This is a genomic window from uncultured Rothia sp. (assembly GCF_963507905.1).
Classification (GTDB): Bacteria; Actinomycetota; Actinomycetes; order Actinomycetales; family Micrococcaceae; genus Rothia.
Map to the genome: position 1 here is coordinate 42,350 of NZ_CAUOUU010000012.1, position 25,926 is coordinate 68,275.

At 58.7% G+C, this 25,926-nt stretch carries 18 protein-coding genes; 8 read left to right on the plus strand and 10 right to left on the minus strand.

The annotated features are described in order from the left end of the window. Nucleotides 1-17: 17 nt before the first annotated feature. From RQ593_RS07820 to RQ593_RS07850, 7 genes are all read right to left on the minus strand, one after another. Nucleotides 18-1,724 (minus strand): LpqB family beta-propeller domain-containing protein, encoded by a 1,707-nt coding sequence (locus RQ593_RS07820; protein ID WP_049354277.1) that lies wholly within the window; start codon nucleotides 1,722-1,724, stop codon nucleotides 18-20. A 235-nt stretch (nucleotides 1,725-1,959) separates the two neighbouring features. Further along, nucleotides 1,960-3,714, minus strand: a complete 1,755-nt coding sequence (gene mtrB, locus RQ593_RS07825; RefSeq protein WP_294627509.1) for an MtrAB system histidine kinase MtrB — start codon at nucleotides 3,712-3,714, stop codon at nucleotides 1,960-1,962. A gap of 34 nt (nucleotides 3,715-3,748) precedes the next feature. Further along, on the minus strand, nucleotides 3,749-4,450 hold the full coding sequence (mtrA, locus tag RQ593_RS07830; RefSeq protein WP_012903206.1) for an MtrAB system response regulator MtrA: 702 nt from the start codon (nucleotides 4,448-4,450) through the stop codon (nucleotides 3,749-3,751). 55 nt (nucleotides 4,451-4,505) lie between these two features. Further along, on the minus strand, nucleotides 4,506-5,810 hold the full coding sequence (locus RQ593_RS07835) for a methionine synthase (protein ID WP_311450255.1): 1,305 nt from the start codon (nucleotides 5,808-5,810) through the stop codon (nucleotides 4,506-4,508). A gap of 67 nt (nucleotides 5,811-5,877) precedes the next feature. Continuing rightward, nucleotides 5,878-6,276, minus strand: a complete 399-nt coding sequence (locus RQ593_RS07840) for a chorismate mutase (protein ID WP_070634482.1) — start codon at nucleotides 6,274-6,276, stop codon at nucleotides 5,878-5,880. Nucleotides 6,277-6,350: 74 nt separating this feature from the next. Beyond that, nucleotides 6,351-7,565 carry a tRNA 2-thiouridine(34) synthase MnmA gene (mnmA, locus tag RQ593_RS07845; protein WP_311450256.1) on the minus strand — a complete coding sequence of 405 codons (1,215 nt, stop codon included), beginning with the start codon at nucleotides 7,563-7,565 and terminating at the stop codon, nucleotides 6,351-6,353. 193 nt (nucleotides 7,566-7,758) lie between these two features. Beyond that, nucleotides 7,759-9,006 (minus strand): cysteine desulfurase family protein, encoded by a 1,248-nt coding sequence (locus RQ593_RS07850; RefSeq protein ID WP_311450257.1) that lies wholly within the window; start codon nucleotides 9,004-9,006, stop codon nucleotides 7,759-7,761. 180 nt (nucleotides 9,007-9,186) lie between these two features. Between RQ593_RS07850 and RQ593_RS07855 the strand changes: the two genes are divergently transcribed. Both RQ593_RS07855 and RQ593_RS07860 read left to right on the plus strand, forming a co-directional pair. Beyond that, nucleotides 9,187-9,654 carry a tRNA (cytidine(34)-2'-O)-methyltransferase gene (locus tag RQ593_RS07855; protein ID WP_044145784.1) on the plus strand — a complete coding sequence of 156 codons (468 nt, stop codon included), beginning with the start codon at nucleotides 9,187-9,189 and terminating at the stop codon, nucleotides 9,652-9,654. A gap of 1 nt (nucleotide 9,655) precedes the next feature. Next, the gene (locus RQ593_RS07860) at nucleotides 9,656-10,303 is read left to right on the plus strand and encodes a uracil-DNA glycosylase family protein (RefSeq protein WP_311450258.1); all 648 of its coding nucleotides are present in this window, start codon (nucleotides 9,656-9,658) and stop codon (nucleotides 10,301-10,303) included. Between the two features lie 202 nt (nucleotides 10,304-10,505). Here the strand turns inward: RQ593_RS07860 and RQ593_RS07865 are convergent, their stop codons facing one another. Further along, complete coding sequence (locus RQ593_RS07865; protein WP_298699045.1) at nucleotides 10,506-11,834, minus strand: S1C family serine protease; 1,329 nt, start codon at nucleotides 11,832-11,834, stop codon at nucleotides 10,506-10,508. A gap of 380 nt (nucleotides 11,835-12,214) precedes the next feature. On the opposite strand from RQ593_RS07865, the gene RQ593_RS07870 reads away from it, so the two are divergent. The 4 genes from RQ593_RS07870 (at nucleotide 12,215) to RQ593_RS07885 (ending at nucleotide 18,465) form a co-directional block, all read left to right on the plus strand. Next, the gene (locus RQ593_RS07870; RefSeq protein WP_168167599.1) at nucleotides 12,215-12,382 is read left to right on the plus strand and encodes a hypothetical protein; all 168 of its coding nucleotides are present in this window, start codon (nucleotides 12,215-12,217) and stop codon (nucleotides 12,380-12,382) included. Nucleotides 12,383-12,654: 272 nt separating this feature from the next. Then, nucleotides 12,655-15,111: a non-ribosomal peptide synthetase subunit gene (locus RQ593_RS07875; RefSeq protein ID WP_311450259.1), complete on the plus strand. Its 2,457-nt coding sequence runs from the start codon at nucleotides 12,655-12,657 to the stop codon at nucleotides 15,109-15,111. A gap of 253 nt (nucleotides 15,112-15,364) precedes the next feature. Beyond that, the gene (locus tag RQ593_RS07880; protein WP_311450260.1) at nucleotides 15,365-17,434 is read left to right on the plus strand and encodes a TPM domain-containing protein; all 2,070 of its coding nucleotides are present in this window, start codon (nucleotides 15,365-15,367) and stop codon (nucleotides 17,432-17,434) included. A 266-nt stretch (nucleotides 17,435-17,700) separates the two neighbouring features. Beyond that, complete coding sequence (locus RQ593_RS07885; RefSeq protein WP_049354266.1) at nucleotides 17,701-18,465, plus strand: PspA/IM30 family protein; 765 nt, start codon at nucleotides 17,701-17,703, stop codon at nucleotides 18,463-18,465. 109 nt (nucleotides 18,466-18,574) lie between these two features. Here the strand turns inward: RQ593_RS07885 and RQ593_RS07890 are convergent, their stop codons facing one another. After that, entirely contained in the window at nucleotides 18,575-20,962 is a 2,388-nt protein-coding gene (locus RQ593_RS07890) for an S-layer homology domain-containing protein (RefSeq protein WP_311450261.1), read from the minus strand. Between the two features lie 1,434 nt (nucleotides 20,963-22,396). On the opposite strand from RQ593_RS07890, the gene RQ593_RS09475 reads away from it, so the two are divergent. Together RQ593_RS09475 and RQ593_RS07895 are read left to right on the plus strand one after the other, a co-directional pair. Further along, nucleotides 22,397-22,636: a gallidermin/nisin family lantibiotic gene (locus RQ593_RS09475; protein WP_005505332.1), complete on the plus strand. Its 240-nt coding sequence runs from the start codon at nucleotides 22,397-22,399 to the stop codon at nucleotides 22,634-22,636. A gap of 64 nt (nucleotides 22,637-22,700) precedes the next feature. Continuing rightward, nucleotides 22,701-23,303, plus strand: coding sequence for an ABC transporter ATP-binding protein (locus RQ593_RS07895; RefSeq protein ID WP_239663304.1), 603 nt, complete (start codon nucleotides 22,701-22,703; stop codon nucleotides 23,301-23,303). A gap of 1,925 nt (nucleotides 23,304-25,228) precedes the next feature. On the opposite strand, the gene RQ593_RS07900 is transcribed toward RQ593_RS07895, so the two are convergent. Further along, entirely contained in the window at nucleotides 25,229-25,822 is a 594-nt protein-coding gene (locus RQ593_RS07900; protein WP_005505324.1) for a protoglobin domain-containing protein, read from the minus strand. Nucleotides 25,823-25,926: the final 104 nt, after the last annotated feature.

The following is a 25,926-nucleotide window of genomic DNA, read 5'->3' on the forward strand; positions in this document are numbered from 1 at the left end:
ATACCCGGTGCCCGAGGCTAACCGGCGTAACTAATCTCGTGCAGAGTCGTATCCAGACGGATCCAGCCGCGCTCCTCCATCAGGTAGCACGAACCGTCAGAACGGTGGGCAATAATGTTCGACGTATTATCCGCCGTCGAAATGGTCATCACGCCATCCAGACGGTCCAGCTTCGTCTCTTCACCGCTGAGGGAAATCACCTCAGACTCACCGTTCTTCACGTTCACCACCACGACGCTCTGGTCGCCAGCCCAACGGGCATTACGCGGAGTCACCGAAGAGCTCAGACGAACCATCTCCGTCAGGCGCAGAGGCTTGCCGGCATCATCACGCACAATACCGGAAATAATCACAGCCGACGCACCCTCAGTTGACGCCACAATCGCCATGCGCGCACCATCGTGAGAGACGTTCACGCTCGTAAAGCTCAAATTACGCTGCCACGACAGACCAATATCCACGCCGCGCTCGCGCTCATTCGCGTCCTCAGAGTCCGGCTTGAACGCACGCACAACGCCCGTACCATCGGCAGCCCACACCCAACCGTACGCATCAAAGCTCGGAGCAGTCAGAGCGGTACTCTGCCACACGCGGCGGGCAGTACCCTGATACACCGTGTACAGGCTCGCGGCATCATTCGCCAAGCATGCATAAACATCCGCAGTGTAACCCATCGCCGGGGAGCTCAACTGGCTCACGCCACGCAGAAGCAGCTGCTCGCCCGCGTTGCTCATGTAGTCATCACGCGCCACCATCTGGCCGTTCGAATTAATAGCAACCGTGCGGGCAGGAACACCCGGGTTCAGCTTCACCGCAGAAAAGCCGCTCGGTGCATTCTCAGGAATCAAAGTACCGTTGTAGAACACCTCGGTCTTACCCAGACCGGAGAAGTTCTCCAAACCGTGCATAATCTGCTCACGCACACGCGCCAAACGGTTATCGTCCAGGTGCTCACCCGAAAGACGAACCAGCACATCCTGGTTATCGCTCATGGTCGCCGTCTCAAGGCTCATCGACTCGTTCAACGCCGAGAACGCAACATCCTTCAGGTAGGAGGCCGGGCCAGCCATCAGCGTACGCACCAGCAACTCAAAATAGCGGTCCGTATGCGGGAACCAACGAATATCCGGCACAGCATAACGGAACGCACGATCATAGAAGTACAGGCGGCACGGGCTAAACACGCGCTCAAACTCGGCACCATCCAGCCACAGACCATCCGGGCAGGAGCTAATACGCCACTGGTTATCTTCCATAACCATGGTGAAGTCCTGAGTTTCAGTCTGAGCCTCCGGGAAGGTGCTCGTAATACCCTGACTATTCACAGTCGCCGTCTGCTGGAAACGCACATGGTAGGTACCCTCGGCAGCTCCACTATCGTCACTGCGAGGCTGCACCGTATTACGGTACACGCGAGTCGTACCCATAGGATTCCAACGGCGCGCAAAAGAAGAACTCAAATACTGGCGCGCCACAGCATAATTCTCAATGCTATCCACACCAGCACGCACGAAGCCCTCAATAATCGCCTCGGGGGTAGCACCCGCCAGCGGTCCCGGCGCACGCGCCGGAGAAGTATTAACGCTCTTCACGTCCAGACCGCTGCTGTGCTGAGTCACTCGATCGTTCGAAGGAAGACCCGCGCAAGAGCTCACGAGCGTCGCCAAAGACACCGCGCCCCAAGACAGCGCGGCGCGTCGAGAAACAATAGCCCTGTGAGCCATGGAGGTCTTAACCTTCCTCTACGAACAAAGACAAACAATCGCCAACTACCGTTGCAGGCCATCGCAACACGGTGAAAAGATGACCACAGCGAAATAGCAACACCGTGAAAACATATCTGCATTGATTGTACTGGGTGAACAGTGCAAATACGCAAGGATAAGCGTAAATACAGCCGAGCAACACCAACGCACCGATATATGACAGAAGCCTAAAGCCTCTCCCCGTTTGAACCCCTTAGAGCTCGCCCTCAAGGTTCGCTCGAGGAGCAATATTGGGCAGCGTATCCTTCGCGGTCGCCGAACGATGCGCACTCACCTCAGGCTCACCCGTCACCAAAACCGGCGACTCGCCCAAAGGCGCACCGTGAATTAGCGGCAGGTTTATCGTGAAGCAGGCACCGCGGCCCTTCTCGCCCCACGCCTCAATCGTGCCGCCGTGCAGACGCACATCCTCAGCAGCAATCGACAGCCCCAGACCCGTACCGCCCAGGGTGCGCTTACGTGAAGTATCAGCACGCCAGAAACGGTTGAACACCTGAACAGCCTCATCCTCAGACAGACCGATACCGTGGTCACGCACCGCAACACCCAGGTTCGTGGCATTCGCACCCACGTACACGTCAATCGGGCGGGACTCGCCGTGCTCAATCGCGTTGTACAGCAGGTTACGGAGCACACGCTCAATACGCACGCGGTCCATATCAACCATGATGCTCTCATGGCTCGTATGCACGTTCAGCTTAGTATTCGTGCGCTCCAGGTGCGGCAGAGCCTCCTGCAGAATATTCGACAGCACACGCATGAAGTCTTCAGTGTCGATGGTCAGCATTGCGCTACCGGCATCGAAACGAGAAATCTCCAGCAGGTCAGAAAGCATCGACTGGAAACGATCCACCTGATCGTGCAGAAGCTCCACGGTGCGGCTCTGCGTGCGCTCCATCTCGTTACGCGTATCGTACAGAAGCTCCGTACCCAGACGAACCGTCGACAACGGAGTACGCAACTCGTGCGAAACGTCAGAAACGAATCGCTGCTGCAGAGTCGACAGACGCTCCAGCTGAACAATTTTCTCCTGCAGCGAGTCAGCCATCAGGTTGAAGGAATAGCCCAGACGCGCCGCCTGGTGCTCACCGTGTACAGACACACGCTGATCCAGATCGCCAGCAGCCAGCTTCTCCGCCGTAATAGCGGTCTGCGTAATCGGGCGGACCACAAAACGAGTCACAATCCACACCACAGAAAGCACCACAGTAAGCAGTGCGCAGAAACCGCCAAAAAGAACAAAGTTAATATGCGCAATCGTGGCGGAAGAATCCGTCATATCGTACACAAGGAACAAACCGTAATTAGGGTTCTGAGAAATAGAAATATGTGTACCAACAATAAGCACCGGATAGGTACGCTCACGATTATTTTCGACAGTAGTCACCGTAGACGTCTGCCAGAAAATACCCTCTTTATCGCGAACAGTTTGTTTGAAATCATTCGGAATACTCGAAGAATTCAAAGAATTATTACTGCTCTGCTCAGGAATAAAACCCTGCTTACCTTGACCTTCCAAAGGCACAAGAATCCAATTGCGCTTACCCGAGCTACCCGCATCCAGCACGGTCAGGGTACGGCTCACATTACGGCGAATTTCGCTGTCACTACGGGCCTCAGAGGAGTCCAGCACGCTCTGAACGTTACGGAAACCACTCTCCGATTCCGCCAGCGCCTGACCCTTCTGATTCTCAAAAAGACTCGTCGCAATCTGGCTCGACAAGGACCAACCCACCATCAAGAAGCTCAGGAACATCATGATGCCCGCAGTACCCAAAGCACGGAACTGCAGAGATTCCTTCCACAAACGCTGAGCGCGCTGCATCAGGCTCCTACTACTCTGCTTTTTCGCCTTACGCGGCTTGGAAGTGCGGGTACGCGAAGAGGCGGAGGCTACCGCCTCCGCCGTCAAAGCGCCGTGCTCATGGCTCGACTTCGCAACAGACAATCAGGTTATCCCTTCGCCTATGAATAGGTTCCGATTAGCTACCGGAAGATCCCACCAGCTCGGTCGGAATCTTATAGCCAACGCCACGGACCGTCTGGATAAAACGATCCGCACCCAGCTCATCAAACTTAGCGCGCAAACGCTGGACGTGCACGTTTACCAGCGAATCGCTCACATCAGTGTAACCCCAGACCATATCCAGCAGTTCCTGACGGCTCAACGCCTGACCCGGGTGGCGCACCAGCGCAGCCAACAGGTCAAACTCCAGAGGAGTCATCGGAACCTCAGTGCTGTGGTACTTGACGGTACGGCCGTCCATATCCATGACAATATCGCCAATAGACACCACCAGCTGGCGGCTCTCACGCGGACGCAAACGGGTACGAATACGCGCCAACAATTCAGCGTGCTTAAAAGGCTTAGCAATGTAATCATCAGCGCCAGCCTCAAGACCCTTAACAACATCTTCAGTGTCGCTTTTAGCGGTCAACATAATAATCGGCACATTAGAAGAACGACGAATTTGCTGGCACACTTCAATACCGTTCATGCCAGGAAGCATCAAATCCAAAAGCACCAAATCGGGAGTGGAACGCATAAAAGTTTCAAAAGCGCGTGCACCATTTTCGCAAAAAACGGCGTTGAAACCCTCCTGCGCGAGCACGAGGCCAATCATTTCCGCCAGAGCATCATCATCATCAACCACCAAAATGGTGTGTGCATCGCTAGCGCTCACAGTACCTCCCTAAAGAAATGTCGTAAATACTTACATAAAAATGCTGATTCTCTAATCATACCGCGCGCTCAGCCAAAGCACGGGCACACTCTGTCACACGAGCCAGGGAAGCCGTGGCATCCAGCACACTCACCGTACCCGAAGCCGCCCCAGCAGACGCGGAACCCCGCTGAATACGCTCATCAGGCATCAAACCCACCGCGCTCAGCTGGGCAGATTCAAGACCAACCTCACGCCACAGGCTATGCAGGCGGCGGACCTGATCCGGCACCCGCGCAGAGGTCACCACCGGAAGCCACAGCTGAGCCTGCGCCTCCAGAAGCTGCGCCACGGGTTCCCATGAACGAGGGTCACTCAGCGGCGGAACCTGCAGCGTGCCGGGCCCCTTGAGGCGGGCGCGATCAGGGTGCAACAGCAAAGCGCAGGGGGCGGCGCCCTCAACCTGCATCGCCTTCACCAGCGCCAAAGCATCAAGGGTAGGATGCGCCTGGCTCAGCAGCTTCAGCTCCTGCACCGGCTTGAGCGCGGTGCCGTCCACATCAAGGATGAGCTGCAGGTTCAGTTCAGCGAATCGCTCCGCCACACGGCGGTACACCTGCTGATAGTAGTGAGGCTGCAACGCCGACAGGGAGCGGAAACCACTCACCGTAGGAATCGAGCCCTCCATCAGACGTTGAAACTCCGATTCATCCAGCTGCACGGCAATCAGCGCCCGCGGGGCCTGCAGAGCCTCACGTAGAGAATCCACCCAGCGTTCCAGGCCCTCCAGGAAAGACTCCAGCAGGTCACGGCTCGCCCCCGCGTCACTGATAGCGCGCTCACCGCCGGGCAGGTAGATGCTGGCGGCAAGGGTCAGCGGGCCAACCAGCTGAATCTTATACACCGCGGCGGTGTCCTGTCCGGAGCCAAAACGTTTCTTCTGCGCACCCACGCGATCAGCTAGGAGATTGATATCCGAGAGCAGACGATCCTGCGCCAGGGCAGACTCGCGCGCTCCCCTGCCGCCGCTATGCACCATGCGCCAGCCAAACGAGGCACCGTCAAAGGCAAGCCCCTCGCACACCGCCAGGGTGCGTGCCAGCGGGGTGCTCTTCCAACCCAGCGCCGGCAGATGCGGCAGGAACGGCAGGTGTGGAGAACCCAGCTCACCCTCCACACGGGACATCGCCTCGCCCAAATCGTCACCGGGAAAATCGCCCAGGCCGCTGGCACGTACCAGCGGACGCTCGGTAGCGAGCGCGGCGAGGTCCTGTTCGGTCAGCTCGTCCCCCTCGGGGGCGCGGTACTCACCGGGCAGGAGCAGGCGCTCCGGCACAGGTTCGGTGCGGGCAGCCTGGCGGTTGGAAGAATGAGCGGGCATAGGGGTTTATCCAGAGGGATCAGATAACGTACAAATTCAAACGTAGCGACGCGAAAGTAGCGCGTTACTAGCCTTCGGACTTCTCAGCTTCGGTTGCCTCGCCGTCCTGCTCAGCCTGCTCGTTTGCGATGCGCACGTGGTGGCGAATCACCTCAGAAATAATGAAGTTCAGGAACTTCTCCGCGAACTCCGGGTCCAAGCTGGATTCCTTCGCCATGGCACGCAGGCGAGCGATCTGTGCCTCTTCACGACCGGGGTCGCCGGCGGGCAGGTTGTGCTTAGCCTTCAGGATGCCCACGCGCTTAGTTGCCTGAAAACGCTCCGCGAGGATGTGCACCAGCGCTGCGTCAAAGTTGTCGATGGAGCGGCGCATGGCGAAGAGCTCTTCGTAGACTTCCGGTGCGACTTCATCGCCCATGGAGGTGGCGTGGGGGTCAAATTCGCAGGACGTGTTCTCGGCGGTCATCGGTTTCTCCTCAGATCGTTTGTGGTCTTCTATGCGATGCGGTTGCGGTGTGGTTGGGGCAATCCGCGGGGTGTCTATCGCTGGGAGTTGGCGCTCAGGGTTTCCTGAATATCTTCGCGGTCCAGTGAGTAGGCGCGGGCGATGGTGGACTGGCCCAGCACGCGGGTGCCCTGGTAGAGCACCATGGTCTGGCCCGGTGCCACGCCGGAGAGCGGGTCCAGCAGGCGCACTACGGTTTCTAGGCGCAGTGCGCCTTCTTCTTCAGCTTCGGGGTCGGGTGCCCAGGTCATGTACGCCTTGGCGCGGACCGGGTCGGCGTGCGCGCGAACCTGTGCGGTCACCTCGAACTCTTCACTGCGAGCGCCCAGCTGTGCGGGCTCTTCCAGGAAGCGTGCCGCCTGTTCCACGGGTACGCCCGCCCAGGTGGCGCGGATACCACGGATTTCGTGCACGGCAAGCAGCTCGCGGGAGCCGACGATGACTTCGTTCTCCTTGGGGCGCACCTCCAGCACAAAGCGGGGCTTACCGTCGGCGGCGGGGCGGCCCAGAGCCAGGCCCTTGCGCTGGCCCACGGTGTACGCCTGCGCGCCGGGGTGCTCGCCGAGCACCTCACCGTGGGTGTCCTTGATGAGGCCGGGGCGCATCTTGATGTGGTCGCCCAGCCAGGCGCGGGTATCGCCTTCGGGAATGAAGCAGATGTCGTAGGAGTCCGGCTTCTTCGCCACGGAGAAGCCGCGTTCTGCCGCCTCCGCACGCACCTGTGCCTTGGAGGGGGTGTCCGCCAGGGGGAACCAGGCGTGCTTGAGCTGTTCGTGGGTGAGCACGCCGAGCACGTAGGACTGGTCCTTCGCCCAGTCGGCGGCGCGGTGCAGTTCGCGGTTGCCGTCTTCGGTGGTGATGACGCGGGCGTAGTGGCCGGTCACCACGGCGTCGAAGCCGAGGGCGAGGGCACGCTCGAGGAGCGCTGCGAACTTGATCTTTTCGTTGCAGCGCATGCAGGGGTTGGGGGTTCGTCCGGCTTCGTATTCGGAGATGAAGTCGTCGACCACGTCTTCTTTGAAGCGTTCGGAGAAGTCCCAGACGAAGAAGGGGATGCCCAGCTGGGAGCAGACGCGGCGGGCATCCATGGAGTCTTCGAGGGTGCAGCAGCCGCGGGAGCCGGTGCGTAGGGTGCCGGGCATGCGGGATAGGGCGAGGTGAACGCCGACTACTTCGTGTCCTGCTTCTACGGCGCGGGCTGCGGCGACTGCGGAGTCAACGCCGCCGCTCATAGCTGCAAGAATTTTCACTGCCTATCCTTCTGTTGTGTTGAGCCTCTAGGAACATTCGGGGCGTGCCCTGTGCGGGCGCGCTTTCCGTTACTGTAGCTACCCATTGTACGCAGGGGCCAGGCGGGATATTGGGCAGTGCACCCTCAGCCCGCCCTCAGCGAACGCTGAGATTGCAGGCTGAGAGCGGGTTGGTATCTTCTCTTGTGGTTTTCTAGTGCCAGCGGGAGGCATCCGGCAGCTGCGAGGACAATCCCGCTTTCGCGGCCTGTTCGTAGGCGGCGGGTAGTGCCGCAATGAGGCGCGCAATATCGGCTCCGGTGGTGGAGTGGCCGAGGGTGAAGCGCTGGGCGCTACGGGCGGTGTCTTCGTCCATGCCCATTGCCATGAGCACGTGGGAGGGGCGGGTCACCCCGGCGTTGCAGGCGGAGCCGGTGGAACTGCTGATGCCCTGCATGTCCAGCAGGAAGAGCAAGGTGTCGCCTTCGGCGTTTTCGAAGGTGAAGTGGGCATTGCCGGGCAGGCGCTTCTGGCCGGGGTATTCTTCGGTGAGCGGGTTTTCGCCGCTCAGGTGTGCCTGCGGGATGAGTGCGCTAATTGCCGCGACGAGCTCGTTGCGTAGGGCGGCGATGCGGGCGGATTCCTCGGGGAGGTTCTCGACCGAGTGCACGGCGGCTTCCGCGAAGCCCGCGATGGCGGGTGCGTCGATGGTTCCGGAACGCACGGAGCGTTCCTGGCCGCCTCCATGGAGCACGGGGGTCAGTTGCACGGCGCGGGTTGCGACCAGCGCGCCGATGCCCATGGGGCCACCAATCTTGTGGCCCGAGATTGCGAGGGTCGCCACGCCACTGGTGTGGAAGTCGATGGGTACCGCGCCGAACGCCTGCACCGCATCCGAGTGCACGGGAATGCCGTATTCGGCGGCGATAGCGGCAATTTCGGGGATGGGCTGTACGGTGCCGACCTCGTTGTTCGCCCACATGACGGTCACGAGCGCAACGTCTTCGGGGTTCTTTTCGATGAGCTCGCGAACGGTCTGCGGGTTCACGCGGCCGCGTTCGTCCACGGGAATCCATTCAATCCGTGCGCTTTCTGCCTTTTCGAGCCATTCGCAGGTTTCTTCCACGGCGTGGTGCTCAATGGAGGAGACGAGAATTCGGGTGCGCTGCGGGTCTTCTTCGCGGCGCTTCCAGTAGATGCCCTTGACGGCGAGGTTGTCCGCCTCGGTGCCGCCGGAGGTGAAAATAACCTCGGCGGGGTCCGCTCCAACAGCGCGGGCGATGCGTTCGCGGGCATATTCGACGGTGGCGCGGGCGTCGCGTCCTACGGCGTGCAGGGAGGAGGGGTTGCCGCCGTTGCGCATCTGTTCGACCATGGCGTCGATGGCGGCGGGCAGTACGTCGGTGGTGGCGGCGTGGTCGAGGTAGACGCGGCCGTTCTGACGGTTGGTTTCTGCGCTCATGGTTCCTCCTGCTGGGTTGTTTGGCGGTTTTTCGCCTCGCTTATTTTATCGCGCTCTATCCGTGCTCTTCTAGGTGTGTTCACCTGCGGCTGGGTCGGCGAGCGTTACTGCCCCGGGACGCTCAATGCTGGTCGGGGGCTGTTCCGGGCTGGTCGGGGGCTGCGCGGTACACTTAGGAACGTGTTCAAGATTCTTTTCTATACCCCTGAGATTCCGGGCAATACCGGCAATGCTATCCGTTTGGCGGCGATTACTGGCGCTGAGCTGCACCTGGTGAAGCCGCTGGGCTTTAACTTTGATGATGCGCATCTGCGCCGTGCGGGTCTGGATTATCACGACCTGGCGGTGGTGACGGTGCACGAGACCCTCGAGGACGCGTGGCAGGCTCTGGCTCCGGAGCGTGTTTTTGCGTTCACGACGACCGCTTCGACGTCGTATGCGGATATTGAGTACCGTCCCGGTGATGTGTTCATGTTTGGCCCGGAGTCGGTGGGTCTGCCCGCTGAGGTTCAGCAGGATCCGCATGTGACCGAGCGTGTGAAGATTCCGATGAAGCCGGGCCGTCGTTCGCTGAACCTGGCTAATTCTGCGTCCATTGCGATTTTTGAGGCGTGGCGTCAGAACGGTTTTGAGGGAGGCGCCATCTAGCATGGCTGTTGCACACCATAATCTGCCGGAGCCTCTGGTTCAGCAGATTCTGGAGACCACCCCTCCCCTGGCTGATCAGATTCGCCTGGATCCGCAGAATAGGGAGTTCACGGAGCAGGGTTGGGAGCCGGTTTATTCGGGGTCCCCGAAGGCGCGCATCGTGGTGATTGGTCAGGCGCCTGGGCGTGCCGCGCAGGAGAGCCGTATCCCGTGGAATGACCCGAGTGGTGTGAAGCTGCGCGAGTGGATGGGCGTGACGGACGAGCAGTTCTACGACCCCGAGCTGATTTCGCTGCTGCCGATGGATTTCTACTACCCCGGTAAGGGCGCGCACGGCGATAACCCGCCGCGTAAGGATTTCGCGCCGAAGTGGCATCCCCAGTTGCTCGAGCTCATGCCGGATGTACAGCTCATTCTGCTGGTGGGCGCGTACTCTCAGAAGCATTACCTGGATGGTGTGCACGCCCCGAAGGCGCAGAAGAACCTGACGGAGACGGTTCGTGCGTGGGAGTCTTACCTTCCGAAGTTCCTGCCGCTGGTGCATCCTTCGCCGCTGAATTTTAGGTGGCAGGCGAAGAATCCGTGGTTCGAGGAGCAGGTGATTCCGCAGCTGCAGAGTAGGGTTCGGGCAATTCTTGAGGAGTCCTAGCCCTCCGCGCCGAGCAGTGATTCTAGAGTTTTAAAAGCGAAAGCTCCCACCCCGCATATGGGGTGGGAGCTTTCTTTGTATGCACCATGTTGCGCTCTTGCTGAGCGGTTAGTCCTGCTGAACGGTAGAGTCGGCTGAGCGGGTGATTCTCAGCCGTGCCCCTTCAACGTTCAGAAGCGAGAGGCGTTTTACTTCTGGCTATTTACTTCTGGCTGTCGGCGTCGCCCAGGGTCACGGTGATGTCCTGGGTGGAGGAGCCGCGCTTAACCTTCAGCTTCAGATCGGAGCCTGCCGCCGCGGCACGAACGGTACCGTTGAGCTCTTCGCTCTTGTTCACGGCGTGACCGTCGGCTTCAAGCACCACATCACCGGCACGCAGACCTGCCTTTGCGGCGGGGCTATTAGACTCCACCGAGGCAATTTCAACGCCACCGGGGATGAGCTTGGAGGAGCCCGAACCGGTGTCTGCGGGGCTGTTCTTCACGCTCGCGCCCAGGTAGCCGTGGGTTGCTTTGCCCTTGGCGATGATCTCGGAGGAGATGCGCTTGGCGTAGTTGGAGGTAATGGAGAACGCCATACCGTCAGCGGCACCACCGTCCTGGCTTGCCTGGCCCTGTGCGTTGATGCCGACCAGTTCGCCCTTGAGGTTCACCAGCGGGCCACCGGAGTTACCGTGGTTGATGGGCACATCAACCTGAATCATGGGGATGTAGTTCTGTCCCTTTGCATCAGCGGGCTGCACACGGTTGACGTTCGAGACTACGCCGGCGGTCACCGATTCGCTACGGCGATACGGCGCGCCGAGGGCAACCACGGCCTCGCCGGAGACCAGCTTGGAGGAGTCGCCCCAGGCGATGGGCTGCAGGTCCAGGCCGGAGGGGCTAATCTTCAGGACCGCCAGGTCAGCGGCTGCGTCCAGGCCCACCACGGATGCGGTGCGCACGGTGCCGTCGCTCAGACGCACCTCAATGGTGGATGCTTCCCTGGAAGATTCGAGGGTGACCACGTGGTGGTTGGTGAGGATGTGGCCTTCCTTGTCGAGGATGACGCCACTACCGCCGCCGGAGGAGGAACCGTTCGAAGCAACAATAGTCACGGTGGAGGGCAGGACCTTCTTCGCGGTTTCTGCTACGCCTGCCACGGTGGAGGAGTTGCTGATATTGGAGCTAACGGAACCGCGGGAGGAGGAGCTGGAGGAGCTGTTGTTCGATGCCGCGATGCCGCCTCCGACGCCCGCACCGACGCCGCCGCCAACGAGGGCTGCGAGCAGAGCTGCGGTGAGCACAACACCTGCGCCGTAACGCTTGTTATTGTTGGTGTCCTGGGGTGCAGACTGTGCCGCAGCAACCTGAGCGGCAGCTGCCTGGGGGTAGGTGTAGCCGGGAGAAGCGTATGCCTGCGGGTATGCGTTCTGACCCTGCTGCTGGTTTGCAGACTGGTAGCCTGCCTGTCCGCTGACGTTCTGCATGGGACGGGTTGCGTCCGTGACGCCATCATTGCCGCCGTAAGACCATCCGTTGTTTTGAGTCATGAGTTCTCCTAGAAGTCGTGCGTATGCGTCACCCTGGGCGCACGCTATCTTTCTACTGTAGAGGGTGTTTTAGGGCGTTCGATATCTTTTCGCTGTTGGTTTTCGGGGAGTTCCCTGGGAATTTTTCTCATCCCCCTTCATTTGGTACCGATTAGCCGGTCTGAGGTGCTCGGCGATTCACGCGGCGGCTGGTTTATTTTGGGGCTTTATTCGCTATTTTTCGTCGCTCCCAGGCTTCTCTTTTAAAGCGCCCAGTTTTTCTCCACGGTTTACACAGCATGATGCGTCCGCATACACAGCTTCAGCACAGAGTCGGTCCGTAATGTTGAAGACACATAGGAACGAAAACCAATGCAAAGGACAAACACGAGGAGAAACCCATGATGATCGGAACCCTGATTTTCTGTGCGGTCTTGGCAAGCTCCATCGGTATCGGTGCGGGTATTGTGGCTTGTTGCTCGGGAATGGTGTACCGCCGTCATCGTGCAGAGAAGGCCTCCGAGCTGGCGCAGCCGCTTGCCACCCACGCATTGACCGCCGGTAGGTAGCGCATAGAGTTTGATAGTTTTCCGGAGCAGGAGTTGAGAGCCCTGCACCGGAGGGGTGAGAATCCCCAGTATGTCCCGAAGGGTCGGTGTGAGGACCGGCCCGGGTGTGATAGTGAGTTGAGTGATGATTGATGCGGCGTAGGTCCCTGCATGAGGGCTTGCGCCGCATCGTCTTTTAACTGTGACGCTGGTGCGGGAGGCACTGGCGGAAAGCACTGGCGGAGAGTACCCGGAACCCCGGCTATTCCCTTTTAGCATGCGGTAAGACAACGGTGCTACGAGCAGCAGGTGGCTGGCTGGGTTATGGTGAAGTCATGAGGATTATTTCTGCTGTTTTCGCTCTTCTTGGCGCGCTGCCGACCCTACCGGCGGTGGCGTCTTCGCTGGACGGCGCAACCCGCCTGTATGCGTTGCTTATATTTGTTCTGATCTGCGCGATGGTGGCGTTGTTTGCGTCGTTGAGCCCGTCGCGCCGTCGCGCGCGTGAGATTAGGCGGCAGGTATTGCAACAGCAGCAGCAGAACCAGGCGATGAATCAGCAGGTATCCAATCAGCAGATGCCGCCTCAGCAGATGCCGCCTCAGCAGGTACAGGGCGCGGTGAGCTACCCGATGCACTACCAGCCGAAGCCGGCACAGCCCAGCAGTAGCGATCAGCAGTCGGTGCAGGATCCTGTTCAGAACCAGGTACCGAACCCCGCGCAGGCCCCGGTATCTGCAACGCCCCAGGCGCAGTCCCCGCTCCCCCAGCAGATTCAGGCGCCCTCGCCTCAGCCTCCTCAGCCGGTGGCGGCACCGTCCCCACTGGAGCCAATGCAGGCGGGCAGCGCCGACTCATCTTCGGGGCAGAACCATTCAGCAGAAAGCCAGGAGCAACAGAGCATGCCCCAGAACACCCCGGCGCAGCCTGAAAAGCGCCCGCAACAGGAGGCCGCCCAGCAGACTCCCAAGAGTAACCCGGCACCCTCCGACCCATTCTCTTTGAGCACCAACTTCAAGCTCATTCCCCCTCTAGAGAACGCACAGCGCAGCCGCTACCCCATGGTGCTTTCTGCCAGTAAATCTGAGGATGAAGTCTTTGCGCTGCCGTCAATTAGCGGTGTGCCGCAGCATCTGCTGGTCGGCACGCAAGAGAATCATATTCCGCTGAATCAGCGTCAGCGCTGGGAGCAGGTCAGGATTCTGGAAAACTACCTCATGCGTGCGGTCATGAACTTGCAGACGCTGGAGCGTGCACAGGTTTCTCCGCTACACAGTTTCAAGGATACTGCCCAGGCTGACCGCGCGGTGCTTGCCGCCGAGCTGGAAGAGACCATCCGGAAGTCTCGGCTAAAGCTGAGCGGGGCGTTGGAGTTCTATACGTCCCTTCCTCGTCTGGCGGAGGCGCCGGGCTCTTTCGCTTTTGCCCGTGATCATGCACTCTCGCTGAGCGCCACCATCATTGACCTGACGGAGCAGTGCTTTGAGCGTACCTTCCGGTGGCGTCTGCTGGAGGATGCCCTCCCGGATTCTTTGAGCGACCGCCTGTACGCGGTGCGTTATCTGCGTGAGAGCGCCCAGAAGCTGGCGGCTTTTGTGGAGCTGAGCGAATTTGACCGCGCTATGCAGCTTGCCGAAACCTGGAAGAAGACTGCCCGCAAGGATTCGAAGATCGATGAGGGCAAGGTCTGGAATGAGATGACCGAAGTCGCCTTTGACGTTCTGCCCGAGTTGCGAGAGCGGGCGTTGAGGGGCGTTCAGTCTACGCTAGAGTTTAGCGAACTTTTCTACCGCACTGGCGAGGACGGTGTGCACCGTATGCTCCGCCCTGAGCAGCTGAGCGAGTTTGAGCTCAAGGGCGTGCAGTCCACGCTGGAAGAGCGCCTGGAGAAGGTGCGTCTTGAGCTTCAAGATGCGGAGTTCTGCGCCGCGGTCTTGAGCCTGCAGGCGCAGGCCGTCATTGAGCTTCTCCAGGAGCTTCTGCAGGTTGAGCAGGAGGGCGTTCTGGCGGAGATTGTGACCGATTTGCGGGCGCTTGCTCATGACTCGCCCGACCTTGCTGAGCTGCCTATCCAGACGTTGATGTTCAGCCGTGAACAGTACGCCCCCGAGGGGGAGGATCTGCCGACCATTGGCGAGCGCATCCGTTCCCTCTCGAGTGTTCCCGAGGTTCTGGCGTTCGTCCACTACGAGGGACCAGTGCTTCTGACGGGCGTCTCGGATCCGTATAAGGCGTTTTCCGGGGAAGGCTCCTTCGAGGGTCTGCTTTCGGAGGAGATGAAGTTATCTCCCATGCCGCTGTCGGTGCTGCGCACTCATTCGCGGCTTCTGCATCAGGTGCTTCGCCTGCAGAATCTGCGGTTGAAGCTGGCGTGGGTGAGTAGCTGTAGCGGTTACATGCCTTTGAGCCTGGTCGAGCGGTATTACGTCGGCCCCTCTGCCGGGGATGAGGATTTGAAGGAGCTGACCGAAAATATTGAGGCGCTCGCTGAGCTTCTGGAGGCTCGTGCCAGCTCTCGGGAGTATAGGGGCCGTGACGTGCCTGTCCCCCGCATCCTGTGGTCTCAGATGCGGAAGCAGGCAGAACGCAGTTCTAGGTTGCTGAATACGGTGCAGTTCTTGGGCTGGATGTTCGCCTCGTCGTCGCGGGTGCAGGTGGTGAACGGCGTAGCACAGAGTATCCACGATGTTGATGCCGCGGAGGTGGTGGAGCATCTGATGAGCAATCTGCAGATTGCGCGTCGACGCTAACTAGCTGAATAGCCGGTGGGCCGGGGTCTGGTGTGAGGCTAGACCCCGGCTTTCCTATATACCGGCTTTCCTGTATAAAGCCTGGGAAGTCGGTAAACGGTCGGCAAACAGCGGCGCAATATTCTCGTATCTGTGCCGTTGTGCCCGTGTGCCACCGCTACACTAATAATGTGACCAGCACTAAGGTGTGCGTTGAACAAGCACGCCGTGAAGTGCAGGTCCGTTCATACTTCACGACAACGGAGGAAAGACCATGACCGAGCACGCCTTTGCGCGTCAGATTCGTCCCGCACGCCCTCGCCTGCGCACTATCTTGGGTGCCACAGTGCTGGCGGCAGGTCTTTCTTGTGCCCCGGTGGTTTTGCCTGCTGGTTCTGCATTTTTGAGCACGTCGGCGCAGGCTGCTGACCCGATGCAGATTACGGGCACCACGGTGTACGATTCCACGAAATCTTTGGGTGATACCGCTACTCTGAAGTCTAAGATTTCGGCTCTGTCGAAGAAACACAACGTGGATTTGCACGTGGTGGTTATCGATAAGTTTGAGAACCCCTCGGGTTCCCAGGCGTGGACCAAGGCCCTGGCTACGAAGAACAACTGGGGTTCTGCCGATGTGGTGCTGGTGATTGCTACCGAAAGCCGCCAGGCGTATTTCTTGGCGGGTAGCACGAAGACCCTGTCGAGCGATCAGCAGACTAAGGTGTACCAGAACTACATCAAGCCGAAGCTGCAGAACAGCGATTATTCGGGTGCGGCTCTTGCCGCGGTTGAGGGTATCGAGGCTCAGAAGGGCGGTAGCTCTTCGGGTGTTGTAACCGGCGTGCTCGGTGTGGGTGCTGCGGCGACCGTGGGTGCTGGCGGTTACGCGATGTACCGCCGCCGCAAGAAGAAGAACGCTCAGCAGCAGCCTCAGCGTTCCTACGGTGCGCCTCGTAACTACTCCCCCATTCCGGAGGTTCCGCTGGAGGAGCTACGCACTCGCGCCGGTAGCGCCCTGCTGCAGGCTGATACGACGATGAGCCACGCGAAGCAGGAACTGGATTTTGCACGCGCACAGTACAGCGATCAGCAGGTTGCTGAGTTCGCTCAGGAGATTGCGCGTGCTGAGGATCTGATGCGTAAGTCCTTCCAGCGTCAGCAGCTTCTGACCGATAGCATCCCGGATACTGAGGCTGAGCAGCGTGCCTGGTTGACTGAGATTATTGATAACTCTCAGGAAGTCACCCGTATTGCTCAGGAGCAGGACGCTAAGCTGGCTCAGTTGCGCAACCTGGAGCAGGAGGCGCCGCAGGCTATTGAGGCTCTGGCTCAGCGCCTGCCGCAGCTGCGTGCCTCGGTGGAAGAGATTGCCGCCCAGTACCGCGCGTTGAAGGAACGTTACCTGCCCAGCGCCCTGGAGCCCATTTCGAAGACTCCTACCCTGCTGGAGTCGAACATGGTGCTGTGCGCTGCGGAGGTTGAGAAGGCCCAGGCGACCGTTGCTACGGCACGTTCGGAGGCGGTTGCTCACCTGCGCACCGCAGAGGAAGCAGCCTCGCAGATTCAGGCTCTGGGTGCGGCGGTGAATACCCGTTCGCAGGAACTGGAGCAGGCTCAGCTGGGTCTGAGCACCGATCTGCTGAGCATTCAGCGTGACGTGGCGGAGGCAAAGAGCCTCGCTGCTTCTCAGCGTCGCGATGATTTGGGTGCGGTCGCCGCCGGTATGGAGGCGGTGCTCAACCAGGTCACCCAGAGCGCTTCGGCTCGCCCGAATGACCCGCTGACTCTGGCGAACCAGCTGCGTCAGCTCTCCGCTGAGCTGGATAAGGCCATGACGAATATGCGTGCTACCCGCGAGCGTTCTCGTGCGGCTTCGCAGAACCTGGATCGTACGATGCGTTCTGCCTACGCCGCGGTGAACGGTGCGCGTAGCTACATCAATAACCGCCGTGCTGCGGTCGGCCCGATGACCCTGACCGCTGTTTCTGAGGCGGAGCGTCACCTGGGTCAGGCTCAGCGCCTGGCTTCTTCGGATCCGCTGAACGCCATGAAGGAAGCCAACATGGCAATCCAGAAGGCGACCGACGCGCAGAACCGCGCTCAGAGCGAGGTCGGCAACTACTACAACAACCAGAACAACCGCGGCGGCGGCAGCTTCGGCGGTGACCTGGCGAAGGGCCTGCTGCTGGGCGCTCTGATGACCGCGATGAACTCTGGCACCAGTAGCTGGGGTAGCAGCGGCGGCCACAGCAGTGGCGGCAGTAGCGGCGGCAGCTGGGGCGGCGGCTTCAGCGGCGGTGGCGGCGATTGGGGTAGCGGCGGCGGTGACGGCGGTAGCTTCTAACCGCCTCCACGCTACAAATCCTGCCGGTCGGTTTTTCGCAGGTTTTTCTACAGTCTGACCGGCGGGGTGCGTAGCTCACCTCACCGCTTTCTTCCCCAGTCGGAAAGTACCCGAGGCAATTTACCAAAAGTTTAGGTTGCAGAAATCAGGCGTGCATCATTTTCACAGCATGCACCCAGAAATCTGCCACATAATTAGTTATACGGGCACGGCTCACGAGGAGCGTAGTGCTCCCCCGCAGCCCGTGGAACAGAAAGTAGGAGATTATGGCTAAGCAGACCATCTTCGGCCGTATTGCACAGCTCGCTAAGGCAAACATCAACGCTCTGATTGATGCAGCCGAGGACCCGGAGAAGATGCTGGACCAGATGGTTCGTGACTACACCAACAACATCCGCGAGGCGGAGGCTGCAGTAGCACAGACCATCGGCAACCTGCGACTGCTCGAAAAGGACCACGCTGAGGACGTCAAGACCGCTCAGGAGTGGGGCACCAAGGCTCTGGCAGCATCTAACAAGGCTGATGAGTTCCGCGCAGCTGGCGACGCCGCCAACGCTGACAAGTTCGACAACCTCGCCAAGATTGCGCTGAACAAGCAGCTGCTGGCTGAGAAGGCTGCACAGGCTGTTGAGCCTCAGCTGGCTTCTCAGACTCAGGTTGTCAACCAGCTCAAGGACGGCCTGGAGAAGATGCGCTCCAAGCTTGAAGAGGTCAAGTACAAGCGCGATGAGCTGACCGCACGTCAGAAGACCGCAGCAGCTCAGACCCAGGTGAACGACGCTCTGAAGGCGTTCGACGTTCTGGACCCGACCAGCGAGATGAGCCGCTTCGAAGAGAAGGTTCGCCGCGAAGAGGCACGCGTCATCGGTCAGCAGGAGCTGGCAGCTTCCTCCCTGGACGCTCAGTTCAACACCCTGGACCAGATGGAGCGCGACACCGAGCTGGACGCTCGCCTGGCAGCTCTGAAGGCAAAGAACGCTCCGGCAGCTCCGGAGCCCCTGGCCGTGGAATACCCCACCCAGACCCTCTAAGCCTAGGACCTTCTAAGCCTGGTCTAGCGTTGAGCTAAACCTATAAAGATCCGCCCCGTTCCTGAACCTCAGGAACGGGGCGGTTCTTTTTGCGTTAAGGGGTGCGAGCCTAGTTCGCGTAAATGTACAGGTAGCCTGCCATAGCGGCGCGGGTGACCGCGTCCGAAGAGGTGGAACCGGTACCGATGCCGTTCGAGGCGGTCCAAGCCAGAGCCTGGGACGCGTAGCCGCCCTGAGCCTGTGCCGGGGAGCCAGCAGCACGGTACATGAACTCAGCCATGGTGGACTCGGTGACGGCCTCCAGGGGGCGGAAGTCGCTACCGCTGATGCCCTGCTGGCTCAGCCAGAAGATTTCCTTGTACGCGGGGTGGTTGACCGGAACGTCGTTGAACGGCGAAACAGCCGGTGCGTTCACTGCGGGGCGACCAGCCACGCGGTACAGGTAGGTTGCCAGCTGCGCACGGTTGACCGATGCGTTCGGGCGGAAGGTGCCGTCCGCGAAGCCGAGCATGATGCGGTGGTCAGAGTTCCAGCTGATCTCGTTGTAGTTCGGGTTCGAGTCGGACAGGTCGCTGTAGCCCAGCGCGGGGGTCTTACCCGCGAAGTCCAGGGAGGACGCCAGGATGTGCGGCAGGTCGTAGTCGTGGTGGCTGAAGCCGTCAATCAGCTTCACGCGGGCGTCAGAGAAGCCTGCGCCAAGGTATGCGTTGTAGCCGGACTCGACGGCGCCTCGTGCGCTCCAGGTGACGGGGTAGGTGTTACCGGAGGTGTCCTTCGCGCCAACCCACCAGTACATCGGGGATGCCTTGGTGGTTGCGTCAGCGTCCACGGAGCCGTCGGAATCGCCACCGGCGACCATGATGGAGCCGCCGCCGTTACGCCAGGAGGTGTTGTGGTCGGTCAGCTCGTAGGTGATGAACTCAGCGCCACCGGAGTAGCCCATGGTCCACACCTGGGAAGCGTCCAGGTTGTTCTCGCTCACGAAGGACTTCGCGAAGGAACGGAAGTACTCGCCGTTAGCGTCCAGGTCTTCCCACCAGGTGATGCCGGCACCGGATGCGTTGGTATCCGGGGAAATGACCGGCACGAAGACCATGTTGCGGGCGTTAGCAATCTTACCCATTGCCGCGAGCATGCCCCCGTCGGGGGTGTAGACCTTGGACTCGTCACGCTGCCAGTAGTCACCGTCGAAGTAGAAGACCACGCCGACGGGCTTGGAGTAGTCCAGGTTGTTCGCGTACACGTGGTACTGCGAGGTGGTGCCCGCCGGGGAGGTGTAGCTCTGGTAGGTTGCGGAGCTCATGGTGCGGGCGCGCTGGGTGCTCTGCTGCTTCTGCTCAGACTTCTGTTCGGTCTTCTGCTCAGCCTTCTGCTCGACCTTGGGAGCGGCGGTTGCCTTGCCCTTGGAGAGCGAGTTGCTCAGAATCTGCGAGAAGTTGTAGTCGAAGTGGCCCGAGCCGTTCAGAACGGTCGCGGAAGCATTGGTGTAGCCAGCAGCCAGGTAGGCGTCGTAGCCGCCCTCAACGGCGCCTCGTGCACTCCAGGTCTGCGGGTAGGTCTCACCGGTACCGTCGTTCGAGTTTGCGTACCAGAACATGGGCTGGGACTTCAGCGCAGCCGAGGGGGTACCCTCGTCCAGGCCGCCGCCAGCGACCATAATGGAGCCGCCACCATTGCGCCAGGTCTGGGGCTTGGTGTTCAGCTCGTAGGTGATGAACTCAGCGCCACCGGAGTAGCCCATGGTCCACACGTTGGAGGAGTCCACGCCGTTAGCCGCGATGAAGGAGGAAGCGAAGGAACGGAAGAACTCGCCGTTACGCTCCATGTCTTCCCACCAGCTCACGCCAGCATCGTAACGGTTGGTGTCCGGGGAGATGACGGGCACGAAGAGCATGTTCTGTGCCGCTGCGGATGCAGCCATCTGAGCCAGTTCACCGGAGGGGTCGTAGACCTTGGACTGGTCGTTACGCCAGTAGTCGCCGTCGAAGTAGAAGACCACACCAACGGGCTTGGAGAAGTCCACACCCTCAGCGTAAACGTGGTACTGCGAAGTAGTACCCGCCGGGGAGGTGTACGACAGGAAAGTCTGGTTGGTGCGGGTTGCCGCCACACCGGATGCCGCCTGGGTAGCCTGTGCAGTCTGTGCGGACTGGAAGGTAGCCGAGGGGGTCGCCTGCTGGGTTACCTGTGCGGGCTGGGTTGCCTGGGCGGTGTAGGTCTTCTGGATGGGCTGAACCGCGGTCGTTGCGGGAGCCTGCTGAGCCTGCTTTACCTGCTCTGCCTGCTGGCGGATCTGCACGGCGACCTGAGAGAGGGTCGGCTGCACGGTGGAGGTGAACAGAGACTTCGGAGCCTGGGTTGCGGTAGCTGCGCCGGGGATGTCCTGAACGACGGGTGCAAAAGCGGAAGCGGGTGCTACCAGGGTGCTACCGAGCACGGAGGGTACAGCGATGGCTGCGAGAGAGCCAGCCTTAATAGTGCGGGGGCGAAGTGCCATGGGGTTGTCCTCGTTGTTGGTGTTTCTGGGGCGTGAACGCCCGTGAGTGGTTGAGTGATAGGTGGCCTATAGGTGAGAAGCCTATAGGCGGTCGGCCCGCGGATGTGACGCCGCACGAGACGCTTCCATCAACCATCCCCATGTGTGTTGCGGGGATGTCCTCATGTGATGGAGGGGTGCGGTGTGGATCCGGAGAGCTACGCGGCGGACCGCGGTGACCACGTACTCAAAGCTACCAGGTCAAAAAGCCTTTTCCAGCGGTTTTTTGGGGCTATTTTTGGGTATCGAACAAGATTCAATCTTAACAAGAGCTTTTTCTAAGCTTCTAGTTTAACTTGAATCACCCTCAAGTAGAGGTTGAATGGGCTATTTTTCCTTGATTTTCCGGGGTTTTTGAGCGTTTTTTGAAAGAGTTTCAAAAAACTCTACAATTAACTTGAATGTTTCGTATGTGATTACAATCACTTTCAGAGTGAATTGTTGCACTCGAAGCCCAATTTTTGCCAAAAACCGCGGAATTCCGGGGCAAAACGGGTGATTTCCAAGCCCGGAATATAGGCACCTTTCGCATATTCCACTTTGAGAATGCACTTTGAGGCAAAAACAGCCCCCTCGCCACTCCCCCACCCAGGCATCCTATCGGACCCCTCATCACGCTCTTGAGACCCGCCCCAGAGCCCCCTTCAGGACCCCTTTCAGATCCCCTTTCAAGGAGCTCAAAAGCAGCGTCTCAAGAAGGCGTAACCACCCTCCAGCAACCGCTCGGAAGTGACTCCACCACCCCCATGGGCACACCCGCTTGAAGCCCCGATAGACGGACTGAGGAATACCTCGAAAGACGCATCGGGAGACGTTCCGAAACCAGTCCAGGGTACTTTCACGACGGTTCTATGAAATTCCGTGAGGAGGTTTCAAGAGGGGTTTCGAGAGGCCGAAAGATCCACCTCAAGCACCCCGGAAGGGGCAGCAGGCTGCCCCCCCCATCAGTCTCCCCGAAGCACCGCCCCGACAAGGTTCAGAAGACCCCCTCCGCAGATTACAGAAGGCAGGAGATACGGAGAGGCAGGAGATATAAAGAAAGCCGCCCAGCAGGCGGCAGAAAGGTAGCACAAGAAGAAGAAAAGTAGGCGGCAAATGAAGACAGGTCGCCGACAGGAAAGGTGCAGGAAGGTGGCGAAAGAAGGCAGACCGGCGGTCGGAAGGTGACGGGAGGACAGCAGAAGGAGACAGGTCGGCGGGAGTACGGGTTTTAGGGAATAAAAAAACTCCCGATAGCTAAGCTATCGGGAGTTATCCGTTGCGGGGACAGGATTTGAACCTGCGACCTGAACATTCTGAAAGTTGCCCCTACTAATCTTGCATCGTTGTATCATAGCAGTGCGGGTAACTTTCTGTTACCTGAATATGTTCAGATTCTGAGAGCTTGGAGAAGTCGTGGTCACCGTTGACCTTGACACCCGTGTTGAAGAGGTTGAGGAAGCTGTTTGTCCTCACATCACCTCGAAGTTCCTGTGCGCCCCTGGGTGCCCGACGGGTGGCATTGCATGCTTCACTGCCCAGTGTGCTAACGGCTGCGGCATCTCTGTTGGCTGCAAGTGGTTAGTAGCTTTGTCGCAGCAGTCGGCCCTGGAGGGAAGGCATCCTAGGCCTTACCTCCAGGGCCGTTTTCTTTGAAAGGTAGGCCATGCCAGCTATATCGGTAACTGATTTGTCGGTTGGGTACAAGAATTCCCCAGTAGTGAGCGGCATTAACTTGCAGCTAAATACTGGCAGGATAATCTGCCTCCTTGGACCAAATGGGGCAGGTAAAACCACCTTAATGAAAACGCTCCTTGGTCGGATAAAACCAGTAAGTGGCCACATTAGATACGATCAGACAGACATTAGCGAAATGTCAGCTGCAATCGACCATCCAAGCTACTTTCCGTATCTGAGCGGTAAACAAAATGTACAGGTCGTCGCGGCATTCTGGGGTCTGGATGTTGATCCTGAGTCGGCCTTGGATAGTGTGGGCATCGTCCGCGCTGCCCACGGGCGGAAAGCCAAGGACTACTCGACCGGCATGAAGGAACGGCTGGAGCTTTGTCTTGCTTTATTATCTAGACCAAGATTTTTGTTCCTTGATGAGCCACAGAATGGTTTGGATCCAGATGGCATGATCTCCTTGTCTGCGACGCTTCGTCGTTATCGGGACGAAGGGAACTGCGTTGTAATATCAACGCACCTCCTCCATGAGATTCAAGGCGTCCCGGATGAGTGTGTCGTAGTTCGTAACGGCAAAGCTTTGCATATCCCCGACCTCAACGGCGTGAATCTCGCGGACCTATATCACCGGGGGTAGGACCATGCGAATTACTTCAGCTATCCGTGCTTTGCTTACTTACTATTGGAACATCTGGTATTTTCTCGCGGCTATCTTGGGCTCAATGGCGTCACTATTCCTCGGTGCATGGATTTCAAGTGAGGCAAGCGGAACTCCAATAACAGGGGGATACAGCTTCTTCTTTACTGGAACGCAGCCACTAATTTCCCTCGCATTACTCTTTATACTTGATGCTAGGGTTTCCAAGGTCCACTACGGGGGTTTGCCTCAGCAGGTATACATTGCCTGGTTGCCTAGCGTCCTACGCACCATCTGTCGAACACTTTCAATAGTTCTTGTAAACCTACTTAGTGTGCTGCTATTCGATCTAACAATGGTTTTGTCTGGTTCGAAAATGCACTCTGGGCTAGCAACCCTGCTTTGCTTTCTTACCTTCCAAAGTATACTAATTGCTCTGATCTACTCGACATTAGAAAGTCTCTCAAAACCTCCGACTGCCGCGGTAATTTCAGGTGTTCTTCTGTACTTCTGGATAGTGCTACCCGGTAACCTAGCTGACAATGCTACCCCATACATATCAAACGCCCTCCACTCCGTAGGGCTGAATCTCAATGGTACCGCAATCTCGTTCGTAGATATCCAGGAGCAATCAAATTTCGGTTTCTCTGCGCTTATCCCGGTACCAATCCTAATTATTACCTATGTTCTTGTGGCTAGGTTTCGAAGTAAAGGAGCAGTAAGAAAATGAAGTCTTTGTGTTCTATCGAGCGAATTGCAATCATTCGTTGGGTCACGATCGCTTATCTCGGTGCACTAGTTCTTCCGCTGCTGTTTCTCCGTTATGGAAATACCATTGCCGTAGCGCAATCCGCGTTACTCATCATGCTCCCAATTGCCACGGCAGGTCTAGCTTTGTCGCATGCTAAGGTCCCTGCCTCGTACGTCTCGTTTAGTATTCACGATAAAGTTCTGCTCCGGTTCATTGCTAAATCGCTGCTTCTCGCATAAGTAGTTAACCTTTGTTTGAGTCTGCTTTATGTCTCTATCATTGGCGAGCTTGTTAATGAGCGACTGTCGAGTCATACTGCTTTAGTACTTGTTTTCTCTTCGGTTGTGCTAACTCTGGCCTGTTTTGCGCTTCGGCTTTGGACTACTTCATTAGTTTCATGGATTGTTATCATCTTTTTTGTGGTGGCAGGTCTTCCGATTAGCACAGGTGATTTTGCGAACTCACCGATCTTGTTTGCTGTCGTTCCCACGACTTGGATTTTAAAAGGCGCCACCTTTGGCTCCTATATATTTTCTACCGGGTTTCTGTTGGCTGCGATATGTTCGGGGTTTTTACTAACGTCGGTGAAACGTGCATAGCTATACTTCACTTGGAAAAGCGTATGTGAGGATAGCTGCACTTCCAACGGATAGGTTTCCAAGTGACGGCAAAGCGAAGTCAGCGTTTGCTAAACTGTTCTATCGAATCCCAGTTTGAGATCGGTCCTTGCAAGTTCCACACCTTCGTTTTATTCCGCTATCACGAAGGCTATTTCCGGCTCTTCCGAGTTGAGTGTGGGTGACCAGGTATTGGTCGGGGGTTGTGGGTAGAGGTCGAGGTCCTTGATGATGAGCGGACTTCTACCACCGCGATCTTCAAAGGACCTCCTGTTGACTTCTTACCGTGACGGATCATGGGGCAGCCACACACAGAGCACGATGCAGTATTCACAGGAACGAGGCAAACACGACCAACTGAAAGAGTGACTTTCCCGCACCAGAAAGCCGAAAAGTCACCCAACCAGCAACACGTAGTGTCCTATAACCCAGAAAGAAAGCTCTCCCTGGAAGCCACTGAGGCTTCCAGGGAGAGCAGTCAGAGAGTGCGAAAGACGAATACACCGCTATCAAGCGTGAGGCGGCCGATGGGGGAGTCGTAGGTGGCGAGCGCCGGATCAGAATTGCTCGGGGTGATCGCGGTAGGCATACGCCCACACTGTCACGGCGACAGTCACAGCGCGAGTCCACGCGTCACGGACAGCGTCCAGTTCTGCGCCCTCGAAGCCCTCCGCCAGGAGACGGTGCCCGACCTCCACAGTCGGCGCGATGAAGGCGAGCACGTAGCGCAGAGGCACGAATGGCGTCGAGTCCGCCCCATCCGCCGCGTTCTTCGCCGCGGTCATGTGTCGAGCTCCAATCAGGTACTGGTAGTCCAACCACGCCTGATCCCGCTCGCGCGTGCACATGTCGATGATCCACTGGGCGAATCGGGGCTTTGACGCCTGCGCGTACTCGGGGTTCGGCTGTCCATCCGGATGCGCGGAATGTGCTGCCAGGTAGGTCTTTTGAGCCAAAATCCCGCGCCACGTGTCGACCATTTCCATGGCATGCGGCGCCAGGATGGGTTCTGCTCGCGCGAGCAGCTCTGCGTCACCGGGCTGGACGTGCGCGGCGGCCTCAATCTGGCGTAGATCCTCGAGTGTGAGCGGAGACGTGGGGACGGCATCGGTGCCGTAGGTGTACCCCGACGAGTGGTCGTAAGCGGTCATGCGAACCTCCTTGAACTTATGCGTCAACTGTAGAACGTGCTCTTGCTCAGGTCAAGTACTGTGGAGTGGTGTAATCGTTTTGTGTCCTTCGGGTTGGGTTATGC

Coding starts and splice junctions, on each gene's coding strand:
- RQ593_RS07820 (WP_049354277.1), bottom strand. CDS start 1,724: ATGGCTCACAGGGCTATTGTTTCTCGACGCGCCGCGCTGTCTTGGGGC.
- RQ593_RS07865 (WP_298699045.1), bottom strand. CDS start 11,834: ATGACTCAAAACAACGGATGGTCTTACGGCGGCAATGATGGCGTCACG.
- RQ593_RS07880 (WP_311450260.1), top strand. CDS start 15,365: ATGACCGAGCACGCCTTTGCGCGTCAGATTCGTCCCGCACGCCCTCGC.
- RQ593_RS07840 (WP_070634482.1), bottom strand. CDS start 6,276: ATGACCGCCGAGAACACGTCCTGCGAATTTGACCCCCACGCCACCTCC.
- RQ593_RS07885 (WP_049354266.1), top strand. CDS start 17,701: ATGGCTAAGCAGACCATCTTCGGCCGTATTGCACAGCTCGCTAAGGCA.
- RQ593_RS07890 (WP_311450261.1), bottom strand. CDS start 20,962: ATGGCACTTCGCCCCCGCACTATTAAGGCTGGCTCTCTCGCAGCCATC.
- RQ593_RS07835 (WP_311450255.1), bottom strand. CDS start 5,810: ATGCCCGCTCATTCTTCCAACCGCCAGGCTGCCCGCACCGAACCTGTG.
- RQ593_RS07900 (WP_005505324.1), bottom strand. CDS start 25,822: ATGACCGCTTACGACCACTCGTCGGGGTACACCTACGGCACCGATGCC.
- RQ593_RS07870 (WP_168167599.1), top strand. CDS start 12,215: ATGATGATCGGAACCCTGATTTTCTGTGCGGTCTTGGCAAGCTCCATC.
- RQ593_RS07850 (WP_311450257.1), bottom strand. CDS start 9,006: ATGAGCGCAGAAACCAACCGTCAGAACGGCCGCGTCTACCTCGACCAC.
- RQ593_RS07860 (WP_311450258.1), top strand. CDS start 9,656: ATGGCTGTTGCACACCATAATCTGCCGGAGCCTCTGGTTCAGCAGATT.